At 53.1% G+C, this 14,207-nt stretch carries 11 protein-coding genes and 7 tRNA genes; 1 reads left to right on the forward strand and 17 read right to left on the reverse strand.

Annotation, left to right across the window (positions count from 1 at the left end; genetic code table 11):
- Nucleotides 1-56: 56 nt before the first annotated feature.
- From lnt to miaB, 5 genes are all read right to left on the reverse strand, one after another.
- A complete protein-coding gene (gene lnt, locus FBY13_RS06790) occupies nucleotides 57-1,580 on the reverse strand; it encodes an apolipoprotein N-acyltransferase (protein WP_109717274.1) in 1,524 nt (507 codons plus the stop codon).
- Nucleotides 1,581-1,584: 4 nt separating this feature from the next.
- The gene (corC, locus tag FBY13_RS06795; RefSeq protein ID WP_145393797.1) at nucleotides 1,585-2,466 is read right to left on the reverse strand and encodes a CNNM family magnesium/cobalt transport protein CorC; all 882 of its coding nucleotides are present in this window, start codon (nucleotides 2,464-2,466) and stop codon (nucleotides 1,585-1,587) included.
- Between the two features lie 81 nt (nucleotides 2,467-2,547).
- Nucleotides 2,548-3,021, reverse strand: coding sequence for an rRNA maturation RNase YbeY (ybeY, locus tag FBY13_RS06800; protein WP_063878757.1), 474 nt, complete (start codon nucleotides 3,019-3,021; stop codon nucleotides 2,548-2,550).
- A complete protein-coding gene (locus tag FBY13_RS06805) occupies nucleotides 3,018-4,079 on the reverse strand; it encodes a PhoH family protein (RefSeq protein ID WP_063878758.1) in 1,062 nt (353 codons plus the stop codon). Before FBY13_RS06805 ends, ybeY begins: the two co-directional genes overlap by 4 nt.
- A 207-nt stretch (nucleotides 4,080-4,286) precedes the next feature.
- Nucleotides 4,287-5,711: a tRNA (N6-isopentenyl adenosine(37)-C2)-methylthiotransferase MiaB gene (miaB, locus tag FBY13_RS06810; RefSeq protein ID WP_145393798.1), complete on the reverse strand. Its 1,425-nt coding sequence runs from the start codon at nucleotides 5,709-5,711 to the stop codon at nucleotides 4,287-4,289.
- Between the two features lie 168 nt (nucleotides 5,712-5,879).
- On the opposite strand from miaB, the gene ubiF reads away from it, so the two are divergent.
- Nucleotides 5,880-7,052, forward strand: coding sequence for a 3-demethoxyubiquinol 3-hydroxylase (ubiF, locus tag FBY13_RS06815; protein ID WP_145393799.1), 1,173 nt, complete (start codon nucleotides 5,880-5,882; stop codon nucleotides 7,050-7,052).
- Between the two features lie 108 nt (nucleotides 7,053-7,160).
- Here ubiF and FBY13_RS06820 read toward each other — a convergent pair.
- From FBY13_RS06820 to nagB, 12 genes are all read right to left on the reverse strand, one after another.
- A tRNA-Gln gene (locus tag FBY13_RS06820) sits at nucleotides 7,161-7,235 on the reverse strand.
- Nucleotides 7,236-7,262: 27 nt separating this feature from the next.
- Nucleotides 7,263-7,337 (reverse strand) — tRNA-Gln (locus FBY13_RS06825).
- A 6-nt stretch (nucleotides 7,338-7,343) separates the two neighbouring features.
- Nucleotides 7,344-7,420 (reverse strand) — tRNA-Met (locus tag FBY13_RS06830).
- Nucleotides 7,421-7,442: 22 nt separating this feature from the next.
- Nucleotides 7,443-7,517: transfer RNA gene (locus tag FBY13_RS06835), tRNA-Gln, on the reverse strand.
- Nucleotides 7,518-7,552: 35 nt separating this feature from the next.
- Nucleotides 7,553-7,627: transfer RNA gene (locus FBY13_RS06840), tRNA-Gln, on the reverse strand.
- A 22-nt stretch (nucleotides 7,628-7,649) separates the two neighbouring features.
- Nucleotides 7,650-7,734 (reverse strand) — tRNA-Leu (locus FBY13_RS06845).
- Between the two features lie 10 nt (nucleotides 7,735-7,744).
- Nucleotides 7,745-7,821: transfer RNA gene (locus FBY13_RS06850), tRNA-Met, on the reverse strand.
- A gap of 217 nt (nucleotides 7,822-8,038) precedes the next feature.
- Complete coding sequence (asnB, locus tag FBY13_RS06855; protein ID WP_145393800.1) at nucleotides 8,039-9,706, reverse strand: asparagine synthase B; 1,668 nt, start codon at nucleotides 9,704-9,706, stop codon at nucleotides 8,039-8,041.
- 304 nt (nucleotides 9,707-10,010) lie between these two features.
- Nucleotides 10,011-10,763, reverse strand: a complete 753-nt coding sequence (locus tag FBY13_RS06860; protein WP_063878762.1) for an HAD-IIA family hydrolase — start codon at nucleotides 10,761-10,763, stop codon at nucleotides 10,011-10,013.
- A gap of 40 nt (nucleotides 10,764-10,803) precedes the next feature.
- Entirely contained in the window at nucleotides 10,804-12,024 is a 1,221-nt protein-coding gene (locus tag FBY13_RS06865) for an N-acetylglucosamine repressor (RefSeq protein WP_063878763.1), read from the reverse strand.
- Nucleotides 12,025-12,031: 7 nt separating this feature from the next.
- Nucleotides 12,032-13,180 carry an N-acetylglucosamine-6-phosphate deacetylase gene (gene nagA / locus FBY13_RS06870; protein WP_063878764.1) on the reverse strand — a complete coding sequence of 383 codons (1,149 nt, stop codon included), beginning with the start codon at nucleotides 13,178-13,180 and terminating at the stop codon, nucleotides 12,032-12,034.
- A 60-nt stretch (nucleotides 13,181-13,240) separates the two neighbouring features.
- Nucleotides 13,241-14,041, reverse strand: coding sequence for a glucosamine-6-phosphate deaminase (nagB, locus tag FBY13_RS06875; RefSeq protein ID WP_063878765.1), 801 nt, complete (start codon nucleotides 14,039-14,041; stop codon nucleotides 13,241-13,243).
- Nucleotides 14,042-14,207: the final 166 nt, after the last annotated feature.

The raw sequence follows: 14,207 nt of genomic DNA on the forward strand, positions 1-14,207 counted from the left end.
GAAGCAGGAAGAGCAGGAAGAGAAGATGTGGCGAAGCCGCGCTTCGCCACAGGGAATTAGCGGTGACGCCTGATAAAGGCGATCAGCCCGGCCAACAGGGTGGCTAACCATACCGGCCAGATACCGGCTCTGGAATAGGGGGTTTCACCGCGGGTGGGCGTTACCTTGTCCACTAAAACATCCCGGGTGAACTGCGGCAGAACTTTCTCCACATCGCCATCGGCATTCACCACGGCAGTCACACCGTTATTCGTGCCGCGCAGCAGTGGCCTGCCTAGTTCAAGTGCGCGCATGCGCGCCATCTGGAAATGCTGCCAGGGGCCAATCGAGTGACCAAACCAGGCATCATTCGAGACGGTTAACAGAAAGTTGGTATCCGGACGGAAATTGGCGCGCACCTGCTCCCCTAAAACGATCTCATAGCAAATGGCCGTCGTCAGATGATAATTTGCCACGTTGAGCTGAGGCTGCAGATAAGCGCCGCGACTAAAGGCGGACATCGGCAAATCAAAGAAAGGGGCCAGCGGTCGCAGCAGGTCAGCCATGGGAACGAATTCACCAAAGGGCACCAGGTGGTGTTTCTGATAGCGGTTGGTGCTGAAGTAGTTATAAGGCTTCGGTCCGCCCAGAACGATTACCGTGTTGTAGTCATGGTAGCGATTCTGCTCCAGACGCGAATCCACGATACCGGTGACCAGCGAACTGCCGCGCGCGCGTAATTCATTATCCAGCGAACGCAGGAAAGGTTGCTGATTACTTTCCAGATCGGTAATGGCCGACTCCGGCCAGATAATAATGGGGGCTTTGCCCATTAGTGGCTGGCTCAGATCGCTGTAAATACGCAGGGTATTCAGCAGCTGTTGCGGGTCCCACTTCATTGACTGAGGAATGTCGCCCTGCACCAGCGCCACATTGACTGCCCGCGCTGGCAGCGGTTGATACCACTGCAGATAGCGTAATGGCCAGCACAGGGCCAGTAATGCCAGCGCACCCACCAAGCTTTTAATATTGCGCTGCTGCAGGGCGTACACCAGTAACCCGGCAACGATCATCATCAGGAAGGTGATGCTTTCCACACCCGCCAGAGGCGCAATACCTTTCAACGGGCCGTTGATCTGGCTATAGCCAAACTGTAACCACGGAAATCCGGTTAATATCCAGCCGCGTAAAAACTCCGTGACCTGCCATAATGCGGGGGCCGCCAGTGCCAGCCGCCACAAGGTGGTTCGTGGCCAAATGCGGTTAAGCACCCCGGCAAACAGGGCCGGATAAATCGCCAGATACGCCGCCAGCAGCACGACCAGGAATACGTTAACCGGCCCCGGCATTCCGCCGAAGGTAGCAATACTGACATAAACCCAGTTGATACCGCTGCCAAAAAGGCCAAATCCCCAACTGAAACCGATGGCGCTGGCTTGTGGGCTGGTACGGTTTAAGGTCAGGATTTGCAACCCGCAGAGCGAGAGCAGAGCAGCAGGCCAGAAATCATAAGGGGAAAAGGCAAGCGTGCCACAGGCGCCGCTGAGTAAAGCCAGCAGCAGACGTACCCGCTGCCGCTGGTAAAGAGAGGCTAATGCCATAAAATTATTCGTCATCCAGTTGAGGTAGCGCCGAATTTTCCGGAATTTTTACATGAACCTGGATGATACGACGGCTGTCAGCCATGGCAACTTTGAACTGGTAACCATCGATGTCGATGCTTTCGCCACGCGCCGGTAGATGACCAAAGCCCTGCATGACCAGCCCGCCAATGGTGTCCACTTCATCATCGCTGAACTGGGTGCCAAACACTTCGTTGAAATCTTCAATCGGCGTGAGTGCACGAACGGTATAGGTCTGACGGTTAAGCTGACGGATATCACGATCTTCTTCATCGTCATATTCGTCTTCGATTTCGCCAACGATCAGCTCCAGAATATCTTCAATCGTGACCAGCCCGGACACACCACCAAACTCATCAATCACAATCGCCATATGATAGCGCTGCGAGCGAAACTCTTTCAGCATGCGATCAACACGCTTGCTCTCAGGGACAACCACCGCCGGACGCAGGACTTTTTCCACGCTGAAAGGTTCAGATTCACTGCTCATAAACGGCAGCAGATCTTTCGCCATCAGGATGCCTTCAACATGGTCTTTGTCTTCGCTGATCACCGGAAAGCGAGAGTGTGCTGAATCGATAATTACACTCAGGCACTCTTCCAGGTTCTGATTTCGTTTTAGCGTAATCATCTGGGAGCGTGGGATCATGATGTCCCGCACGCGCTGTTCTGCAATATCCAGCACGCCCTCGAGCATGTCCCGGGTATCCTGATCAATCAGGTCTTTTTGATTGGAGTCACGGATAAGACCCAGTAGCTCATCACGGTTTTTAGGTTCACCGTGGAACAGTTGGTTGATTAGTAGGGAAAAAAATCCCTTTTTACTACTGGGTGCATCGCTGTTTTGAGAATGGTCGTCGCTCATGGCGGTTTTTAAAGATCTCTCTGGTAAGGAAATTACGCTGCCGGCCTGTTCGCCAGCAGCAGGATGGCCTGAATCACAGCTTCAGGTGTTTTCTTTCTCCGAAATGTACGGATCAGGATAACCAAGAGCAAGCATTATCTCTGTCTCGATACCTTCCATCTCTTCGGCTTCGCCGTCTTCAATGTGATCATAACCCAACAGATGCAGCGTGCCATGGATCACCATGTGCGCCCAGTGGGCTTCTGTGGTTTTTCCCTGTTCCTGCGCTTCCTGCTCAACCACCTGACGACAAATGATCAGGTCGCCTAGCAGCGGTAATTCGATGCCGGGCGGGGCTTCGAAGGGAAATGACAGCACGTTGGTCGGCTTGTCTTTGCCACGGTAGGTCAAATTAAGCTCATGACTTTCGGATTCATCCACCACACGAATAGTCACTTCACTTTCCGGCTGAAAGGGCATGACTGCCGCTTCCAGCCAGTGTTGAAACTGACTTTCCGTCGGTAAATTATCGGTCTGCTCGCAGGCCAGTTGCAGATCGAGGATCACGTCGCTCATGAATTCTCCTGGGCGCTGTGTTGGGCCGCAAGGGCGTCGCGTTTACGCTCTTCAGCTTGCTGGTCACGACGTTTTTGATCGGCTTCTTCCCAGGCTTCATAGGCGGTAACAATACGTGCCACAACCGGGTGACGCACGACGTCTTCGCTGTGGAAGAAGTTGAAGCTGATCTCTTCAACCTCGGACAGCACCTCTATTGCATGGCGTAAACCGGACTTGGTATGGCGCGGCAGGTCGATCTGCGTCACGTCACCGGTAATGACCGCTTTAGAGTTGAAACCAATACGCGTCAGAAACATCTTCATCTGTTCGATTGTGGTGTTCTGGCTTTCATCCAGAATAATAAACGCGTCATTCAGCGTACGACCACGCATGTAAGCCAGCGGAGCCACTTCAATCACGTTGCGCTCCATCAGTTTCTCAACCTTTTCGAATCCCAGCATCTCAAACAGGGCGTCGTAGAGGGGGCGCAAGTACGGGTCCACTTTCTGGCTCAGGTCGCCCGGCAGAAAGCCGAGTTTCTCACCCGCTTCTACGGCAGGGCGCGTGAGAAGGATGCGGCGAATCTCCTGCCGTTCCAGCGCATCGACCGCGGCTGCCACCGCCAGATAGGTTTTACCGGTACCCGCAGGACCGACACCAAAGGTAATGTCATGGTCGAGGATATTCGCGATGTACTGTGCCTGATTCGGCGTGCGCGGCTTAATCACGCCACGTTTGGTCTTAATGTTGACCGCTTTGCCGTAGTCCGGCACGCTTTCCGCTGTTTGTTCCAGCACCCGGCTCTCTTTGATGGCCAGATGAATCTGTTCAGGTTCGATATCCGGGATCGCGCCGCGTACGGGCGCGGTATCGACATAGAGCGTTTTCAGGATATCAACGGCGGCATTCACACACAGCACCCGACCAACCAGTTTGAACTGGTTGTCGCGGCGATTAATCTCAATGCCAAGACGACGTTCCAGCTGTTTTACATTGTCATCAAACGGACCACACAGGCTCATCAGACGGCGGTTATCAGCCGGTTCAAGGGCGATTTCACGGGTTTCAATATTCAAACGAATCCTTTGGGTCACTCAGGGCCAGTTGAGAGGGTTTGCTGCTGCATCAAACGCCTTAAGCGGATGCATCGTAACGAAATTATTTATGCGGTAGCGCCGGGGCGCAAGCGTATGAAGTGATATTTGGGCGGCACAGGCAGAAACCAAGTGCAAAACAGCAGAATGTGCGGCAGCCAGTGCTGCGCCGCCGCACATAACGAGGGATCAGGGCTGGAAGACCCCGACGCCGATGTCATTTTCTTTACGGGTACGGGCAATAACAGACGCAGGGCTTTCCGCAACGCGTAAACCGAGTTCATCTTCCGTGCGAATCAGCTTCCCACGTAAGGAGTTGGTATACACGTCCACGATTTCGACGTCGGCAAATTTGCCAATCATCTCTACCGACCCTTCAAAGTTCACCACGCGGTTGTTTTCGGTCCGGCCTGTCAGCTCCATCACGTTTTTACGTGAGATGCCTTCCACCAGAATCCGCTGCACGCTGCCCATCATGCGGCGGCTGATCGCCATCGCCTGCTGGTTAATGCGTTCCTGCAGAATGTAGAGACGCTGCTTCTTCTCTTCTTCGCTGACGTCGTCAGGCAAGTCCGCCGCTGGCGTGCCGGGGCGCGCTGAGTAGATAAAGCTGTAGCTCATATCAAAGTTGATGTCGCCAATCAGCTTCATGGTTTGCTCAAAGTCCTGCTGGGTTTCACCCGGGAAGCCAATGATAAAGTCAGAGCTGATTTCAATATCAGGACGCGCCGCACGCAGTTTACGGATAATGGCTTTGTATTCCAGCGCGGTATGGGCGCGCTTCATCAGCGTCAGAATACGGTCAGCGCCGCTCTGTACGGGCAGATGAAGGAAGCTCACCAACTCTGGTGTATCGCGATAAACTTCAATGATGTCGTCAGTGAATTCAATCGGATGGCTGGTGGTGAAGCGAATACGGTCAATGCCGTCAATGGCCGCGACCAGGCGCAACAGTTCAGCAAAGGTGCATACGTCGCCATCGAAGGTTGCGCCACGATAGGCGTTAACGTTCTGACCTAACAGATTGACTTCGCGTACGCCCTGCGCGGCAAGCTGCGCGATCTCCAGCAGAATATCGTCGGAGGGACGGCTGACTTCTTCACCGCGGGTGTAAGGCACCACGCAGAAAGTACAGTATTTGTTGCAGCCTTCCATGATGGAGACAAACGCGGTAGGCCCATCGGCGCGCGGTTCAGGCAAACGGTCAAATTTTTCGATTTCCGGGAAGCTGATATCGACAACCGGACTTTTGCTGCCGCGCACGGTGTTGATCATTTCGGGCAGACGGTGCAGGGTTTGTGGACCAAAGACAATGTCCACGCAAGGCGCACGCTGGCGAATATGATCCCCTTCCTGCGACGCGACGCAGCCGCCAACACCGATGATCAAATCCGGGTTGTGCTCTTTCAGTTTTTTCCAGCGCCCCAACTGGTGGAAAACCTTCTCCTGCGCTTTCTCGCGGATAGAGCAGGTGTTGAGCAGCAGAATATCCGCCTCTTCAGCTTCCTCTGTCAGGGTGTAGCCGTGCGTGCTGTTCAGCAGGTCAGACATCTTAGATGAATCGTACTCATTCATCTGACATCCCCAGGTTTTGATATGCAGTTTTTTTGTCATCGAGCTAGCCATTAAATCAGTGCAGTGAAGTGCTGGGGGCGTATTGTAATGCTTTGCTGCGGATGTGACCAGCCTGAGGGCTTTTCTGATCGTGCCTGATTTTTCCGGTACACTTTGCAGTAAGACAACCGCGCTGAAAAGTGACGGCATATGAGAGGGATACAAGTTATGCAGGATAACCAGTTTGATGTGGTGATTGTGGGCGGTGGCATGGTCGGTGCCGCGCTGGCATGTGGGCTAATGCAGCACAAGTTCCGTGTGGCGGTCGTGGAGCGGGCAACGCCGCCGCCTTTTGATCCACACAGCCTGCCCGATGTGCGTATCTCCGCTGTCGGTTCCTCTTCTGTGGCACTCCTGAAGCAACTGGATGTCTGGCAACGTGTTGAAGCGATGCGCTGTGCGCCTTATCGCAAACTTGAAACCTGGGAGTGGCAAACGGCGCAGGTGAACTTTGACGCCGAGTCGCTGGGGCTGCCTGAACTGGGCTATATGGTTGAAAATAACGTGTTGCAACGCGCCCTGTGGGAAGAAATGGAGCAGCGCGGGGTTACGTTACTCTGTCCGGCGACCATGGACGATCTCCAGCCCTGCAATGGCGGCTGGACGTTGTCTTTAAGCGATGGGAACGCGGTGACGGCAGCGTTGGTGGTGGGCGCAGACGGCGCTAACTCGCAGGTGCGACAGATGGCCGGCATCGGTATTCATGGCTGGCGCTATGCGCAGTCCTGTTTACTGATCAGTGTGACCTGTGAACATCCTGCGGGTGACGCCACCTGGCAGCACTTTACCCCTCAGGGCCCTCGCGCTTTTCTGCCGCTGTTTGGTCATCATGCTTCTCTGGTGTGGTATGACTCTGCTGCACGCATTCGTCAGTTGCAGGCCATGCCGATGCCGCAGTTGGAAAAAGAGATCGCCAGCCACTTCCCGGCACGGCTGGGGCGTTTTCAGGCGCACGCAGCAGGCGGCTTTCCGCTGGTCCGTCGTCACGCCTTGCGCTATGTCTTGCCAGGGCTGGCTTTAGTGGGCGATGCCGCGCACACCATTAATCCGTTAGCAGGGCAGGGCGTGAACCTGGGTTATCGGGATATCGACGCACTGATGGATGTGCTGATTGACGCGCGTGGCAAAGCAGAAGCCTGGTCATCGGAACGGGTGCTGCTGCGTTATCAGCGCCAGCGTCGCAACGATAACCTGCTGATGCAGAGCGGGATGGACCTGTTCTATTTTACCTTCAGTAACCGCCTTGGGCCGTTAAAGCTGGTACGTAATCTGGGATTGATTGCCGCTGAACATTCGGGCGTGCTGAAGCGTCAGGTATTACGATACGCATTAGGATTGTAAGCGCTCGCCACGCGTTGCACTGACGTGATGCGTGGCTGTATCAGCAGATGCCAGATGCCAGATGCCAAAAACAACAAAGCCCGCAAAAGCGGGCTTTGTTGTTTAATTTGGCTGGGGTGCAGGGATTCGAACCCCGGAATGCTGGTATCAGAAACCAGTGCCTTACCGCTTGGCGACACCCCAATGGTGTCAAATCAAATTGTCTTAAAATGGCTGGGGTGCAGGGATTCGAACCCCGGAATGCTGGTATCAGAAACCAGTGCCTTACCGCTTGGCGACACCCCAAAAAAATGGTGGCTACGACGGGAATCGAACCTGTGACCCCAGCATTATGAGTGCTGTGCTCTAACCAGCTGAGCTACGTAGCCAAATTGTACTGCCTTTCGATGATGGCTGGGATACCTGGATTCGAACCAGGGAATGCCGGTATCAAAAACCGGTGCCTTACCGCTTGGCGATATCCCATTCGTCCCACTCGCAGCCACGAGATTCATCGAAATTGGCTGGGGTACCTGGATTCGAACCAGGGAATGCCGGTATCAAAAACCGGTGCCTTACCGCTTGGCGATACCCCATCCATGCTGCCGAATCATGAAATGGTGCGGGAGGCGAGACTTGAACTCGCACACCTTGCGGCGCCAGAACCTAAATCTGGTGCGTCTACCAATTTCGCCACTCCCGCAGAAAAAAGATGGTGGCTACGACGGGAATCGAACCTGTGACCCCAGCATTATGAGTGCTGTGCTCTAACCAGCTGAGCTACGTAGCCATCTTTTTTTCGCGCAACCTTCATCGGCGTTGCGGGGCGCATTATGCGGAGTTGACTACACAGCGTCAACAAGTTTTTTGCCGTTTTTTGCCTTCAAACGCCTGTTTGTCTGGCTTATAACCAGGCTGATGCTTTATTCGGCAATTTTTCAGTGAATACAACGCCAATAACAAAAAAAATGGGCCGTATTCGGCCCATTACGCACTCAGTATAGCACTTATTTATAAGCGGACTGGTGCACGCCTACGGCGCGTCCTGACGGGTCATCCATGTTTTTGAATGCCTCATCCCACTCAATGGCTTTCGCCGATGAACAGGCAACAGACGGGCCGCCCGGGACGCATTCAGCCGCGCTCGGCAACGGGAACAGTTCTTCAAAGATTTCGCGATAAAGGTAGGCTTCTTTTGAGCCCGGCGTGTTGTGTGGGAAACGGAAGTGCGCCGTCGCCAACTGCTGATCACTGACCTGTTTCGCCGCCACTTCTTTCAGTGTGTCGATCCAGCTGTAGCCAACGCCGTCGGAGAACTGCTCTTTCTGGCGCCATGCCACACTTTCTGGCAGGTAGGACGAGAAGCATTCACGCAAAATGTGTTTTTCCATCTTACCGTTACTGCCGCACATCTTGTCCTGTGGGTTGATGCGCATAGCCACATCAAGGAATTTCTTATCCAGGAAAGGCACGCGGGCTTCAACGCCCCAGGCCGACATGGCTTTGTTGGCGCGTGCGCAGTCAAACATGTGCAGGGCCAGCAGTTTGCGAACGTTTTCCTCGTGGAACTCTTTCGCGTTCGGTGCCTTATGGAAGTACAGATAACCGCCAAAGACTTCGTCAGCACCTTCGCCTGACAGCACCATTTTGATGCCCATCGCTTTGATTTTACGCGACATCAGGTACATCGGCGTGGAGGCGCGAATCGTCGTCACATCATAGGTTTCGATGTGGTAAATCACGTCACGAATGGCATCAAGGCCTTCCTGCACCGTGAAATGAATTTCATGGTGGACCGTACCTAAATGCTCGGCCACCAGCTTTGCAGCTTTCAGGTCCGGTGAGCCTTCCAGGCCGACGGCAAAGGAGTGCAGCTGCGGCCACCAGGCATCGCTCTTATCCTGATCTTCCACTCGCTTAGCGGCAAAACGCTTGGTCACCGCTGAAATGATGGAGGAGTCCAGACCGCCTGACAGCAGCACACCATAAGGCACATCTGACATCAGGTGGCTTTTTACGGATTCTTCCAGCGCATGTTTCAGCTCGGCTGCATCAGTCACGTTGTTTTCAATATTCTGGTATTCCATCCAGTCACGCTGCCAGTAACGACGGATTTCACCCTCGGTGCTGGAAAGGTAGCTTCCTGGCGGGAATTCTTTGATTGAACGACACACCGGCACCAGCGCTTTCATTTCTGAGGCGACAAACAGGTTACCGTGCTCATCGTTGCCCATATAAAGCGGGATGATGCCAATATGGTCACGGCCAATCAGATAGGTGCGTTTTACGCTGTCATACAGGATAAAGGCAAACATGCCTTCCAGTTCGTCAAGGAAATCGACGCCTTTCTCCTGATACAGCGCCAGAATCACTTCACAGTCTGAACCGGTCTGAAAAGCATAACGATCGCTTAATTTTGCGCGCAGAGCCTGATGGTTATAGATCTCGCCATTCACTGCCAGTACGTGGGTGTGGTCAGCGTTATACAGCGGCTGTGCACCGTTGTTCACGTCAACAATTGAGAGGCGCTCATGAGCAAGAATGGCATGATCGTCAGCGTAAACGCCTGACCAGTCCGGCCCACGGTGACGCATCAAACGTGAGCTTTCCAATGCTTTTTTGCGTAACTCAACGGGATCGCTTTTCAGATCCAGCACACCAAAAATAGAACACATATCTGACTCCTGAACTCACCTGCGGCGATGTAATTTTACGTTTGTCCGGCAGCCTGTCGCTGCGTAATGTATAAGAAAATGCGTTATTTCCCACCCTCAATGCAAGAGGAATCGTCTTTTGCTGATGAAAATGTTGGTGGCGAGCGACTAATATTGAATTTCATCTAATGAAATAAGGTTTTTATTGCTGGATCGGCAATGAAATGGAATTTCAGCACGCTTTTTGAACGCTGATAATGGCTTTAACGGGCCAGAAAGGGGAGACGCACCGCCTGTTTTGCCAGTGCGTCATAAGAGAAAGGCATTAAAACAGGTCGATATCTGCGACAGACGGGAAGATCCAGTCAGGGCGGAAAGGCATGGCATCGATATCGGTAAGGGTAGAAACCCCTGAAAGCACCAGAATCGTTTCCAGACCGGCCTGAAAACCGGCCAGGATATCGGTGCGAAGATTATCGCCCACAATGACCGTTTCCTCTGAATGGGCCTGCATCTTGTTCAGCGCGGCACGCATAATATAGGGGCTGGGTTTCCCGACATAAAACGGCCTGCGACCGGAGATTTTCTCAATACCGGCACAAAGTGCGCCGCAGGCTGGCACGAAGCCCCGGGCATGGGTATCCGGGTTCGTTGCGATGAAACGCGCACCGTTTGCCACGAAGAAGGCCGCCTTATGCATCATATCCCAGTTAAATGAGCGGGTTTCGCCGACAATCACGAAGTCCGGGTTGACATCAGTGATGGTAAAACCGGCTTTATACAGCTCGTGTACCAGCGCGCCCTCGCCAATCACATAGGCTTTTTTGCCTTCCTGCCGACGCAGAAAGTCAGCCGTAGCCATGGCGGAGGTGTAAAACACCGAATCCGGTATTTCAATGCCTGCCGAGGAAAACCGGTTCGCTAAATCGCGCGCCGTCTGTGAAGGATAATTAGTCAGCACCACCAATGGCATATCTTTCGCCAGAATGCGCTGCAAAAACTCCTGCGCGCCGGGTACCGCCGTATTGTCGTGCATCAGCACGCCATCAATGTCACAAATTACATTTTTAATCGTCATAAATGGGTTCCGATGCGCGCAGCTATGCGTCAGGCTGCGCTTAGTCTTCCAAAAGATGTTGCAGCAGAATGCCGTTTAACATCGCCCGTTTTGCCAGGGCAAATGCGCCGATGGCGGAGCGATGATCAAGTTGAGAACGCACCACAGGCAGATTTTTACGAAAGGCTGCCAGCGCCTGCGTATTAATGCAACTTTCAATGGCCGGCAGCAACACGCGTTCAGCTTCAGTAATTTCGCCGGCCAACACAATTTTTTGCGGATTAAACAGGTTAATGGCAATGGCAATGGCTTTACCCAGATAGCGACCGACATGCTCAATGACCTCACTTGCCAGCGCATCGCCCTGATTAGCCGCCTGACAGATTTGTGGCATCTGGCAGGCGTCCTGCGTCAGTACACTGGGATAACCTTTATTCAGCAACTCTCTGACGCGGTGTTCGATGGCGCCGTTAGCCGCGAGGGTTTCGAGACAGCCAAAGTTACCGCAATGACAGCGCTCGCCCAGCGGATCGACCTGAATATGACCGATTTCACCGACGTTGCCATTACTGCCCAGAAAAATCTGTCCATTGGCAATAATCCCCGCGCCGGTTCCCCGATGCAGCCGCACTAATATCGAGTCGGCGCAGTCACGCGTTGCCCCAAAATAGTGCTCAGCCAACGCCAGACTGCGGATATCATGCCCAACAAAGCTGGTAACGTTAAAGCGGTTTTTCAGGTTTGCCACCAGGGGCCACTGATCCACATTAATGTGCGGCATATAGCGAATAACGCCATTAAGGGGATCGACCAGGCCTGGCAGGATCACTGAAATGGCGATCAGCTCACGAATTTTGGCTTCGCTCTGCTGAATAAAATGCGCGATGGCCTCGAACAGCGCCAGCTCCAGCGTTTCCTGCGTGGTTTGCGGCAGGGGATAATCCTGCTGAGCCAGTGATTTACCGCTCAGATCGAACAGCGTTAAGGTCGCATCGTTGCGGCCAAGGCGCACACCAATGGTATGGAAGTGACGGGTTTCAGTGACGATGGAAATGGCGCGGCGACCGCCGGTGGATGCCTGTTGCTCCACCTCTTTGATCAGGCCGCGCTCAATAAGCTGGCGAGTGATTTTCGTCACGCTGGCGGGAGCGAGTTGGCTGAGATCCGCAATCTGAATGCGTGAAATCGGTCCCTGTTGATCGATTAACCGATAGACGGCTGCGCTGTTCAGTTGCTTGACAAGATCGACATTTCCAATTTGTGTCTGGCCGCCAGTGGTCATTCAGTGCTTACTCGCTCAGGACGTTATCTCCATTGACTAACGTCTTTATAATTTTAAAGTCGCGTGTAAAGACGGTCAGGTTGGCGATTTTTCCTGCCTGAAGGGAGCCTGACTGCTTTTCTACGCCCATTGCCCGTGCCGGATAAAGTGAGGCCATACGCAGCGCTTCATCCAGTGGAATGCCGGCATGCTCAACGCTGTTTTGCACGGCTTCGATCATGGTCAATGCTGAACCGCTCAGCGTGCCATGCTCATCAACGCATAATCCATCACGATAATATATTGTTTTACCAGCAAAAATAAATTTATCGATTGCGGCACCTGCGGGGGCAGTGGCATCGGTCACCAGAACCAGCTTGTCACCCTTGATGCGCTTGGCATTACGAACGTTAGCGTAATGGACATGTAAACCGTCTGCAATAATGCCGCAGTATACATCAGGCGCATCAAACAGCGCACCGATAAGGCCGGGTTCACGTCCTGCAAAGGTCGGCATAGCATTATAAAGGTGCGTGGCAAAGCGAATACCGGCAGCAAAACCCGCCTTGGCTTCTTCAAAGGTAGCATTGGAATGGCCCGCTGAAACCACAATGCCGGCTTCGCTGAGTTGACGAATCACGGCGCTTCCGACAACTTCCGGTGCCAGCGTAACCTTACTAATCACATCAGCATTGTCACACAGGAAATCCACCATTCGCGGATCTGGCTTACGGATGAGCGCAGGATTGTGCGTTCCCTTTTTGACCACATTCAGCCAGGGACCTTCCAGATGTAATCCCAGCAGATGGTGGGGATATTTCTGCAAAAAGGCGCGCATGGTTTCCACGGCGCGCACCATCAGTTCATCACTGCTGGTAATCAGCGTCGGCAGAAAACTGGTGCAACCGGACTTAACGTTGGCCCGGTGCATGGTTTCCAGCGTTTCCACGCTAATGGCATCGATGTCGTCATTAAACTGCACGCCTCCGCAGCCGTTGAGCTGCAGATCAATAAAGCCGGGCGCGATAATTGCGCCTCCGACATCCTGCTGTTCAATGCCTGGCGGCAACGCTGCCAGCGGGCAAACGCGCTCAATTTTGCCGTCAGCGATGACCACGGCATGATTATCAAAAATGTCATCGCCGCTATAGATACGGCCGTTCACTAATGCGTACATCTTATTCTCCCGGCTTGCCTGCCGTTAATGCGTCTAACCGCAGGTGGCGTAATGACTGTATTAAACGCCCTGCATATTTTCCGCTTCCATTTCACGGAAGTATTTCACCGTTTTGACTTTCAACTCCATGGTGGCGGGTTCATCACAGACCACCACGGATTTAGCATGAAGCTGGAGGCAGCTGATCGTCCACATGTGGTTGACATTACCTTCCACGGCTGCCTGCAGCGCCTGGGCTTTAACATGACCCGTGACCAGGATCATCACTTCTTCGGCATCCAGCAGCGTGCCAACGCCTACGGTAAGCGCGTACTTTGGCACCTGATCGACATCACCGTTGAAAAAGCGCGAATTTGCTACGCGCGTATCGTGAGTCAGGGTTTTGATTCGGGTCCGGGAAGACAGAGAGGAGGCCGGTTCATTGAACGCAATATGTCCATCATTGCCAACGCCACCCATAAACAGGTGAATTTTACCCAGTGTCCGAATTTTGTCTTCATAACGGCGACATTCTGCGTCAATATCTGGCGCATTACCATTCAGCAGGTTGATATTTTCTGGTTGTATATCAACGTGGTCAAAGAAATTACGGTACATAAAACTGTGGTAGCTTTCCGGGTGCTCTTTAGGCAAGCCAACGTACTCATCCATATTGAAGGTCACGACGTGTCTAAAGCTAACCTGGCCCGATTTATGCATGTCAATCAGGTGTTTATAGGCTTCAAGTGGGGTTCCGCCGGTTGGCAATCCCAGGATAAAAGGCTTGTCAGCGCTCGGATTAAACGCATTAATACGATTCACAATATGGCGCGCTGCCCATTTGCCGACCTGCGTGGGTGTGGATAAAGGAATCAGTCTCATGTTGCACCTCGAATGTGAGTTAATGATCTGACGCGCAGTAAACATGTGGGTGAAGCCTAAAAGGCAGGCTCAAAGGCAGAGGAATCAGCGCGTCTTGATATTTCGCATCATAAAATAAGTCGGTCTTTAAAGCCAGTAAGAACGTCCTTAAAAATCGATTTTTGGT

The sequence above is a fragment of the Pantoea sp. SJZ147 genome (assembly GCF_007828605.1).
GTDB lineage: Bacteria > Pseudomonadota > Gammaproteobacteria > Enterobacterales > Enterobacteriaceae > Pantoea > Pantoea allii.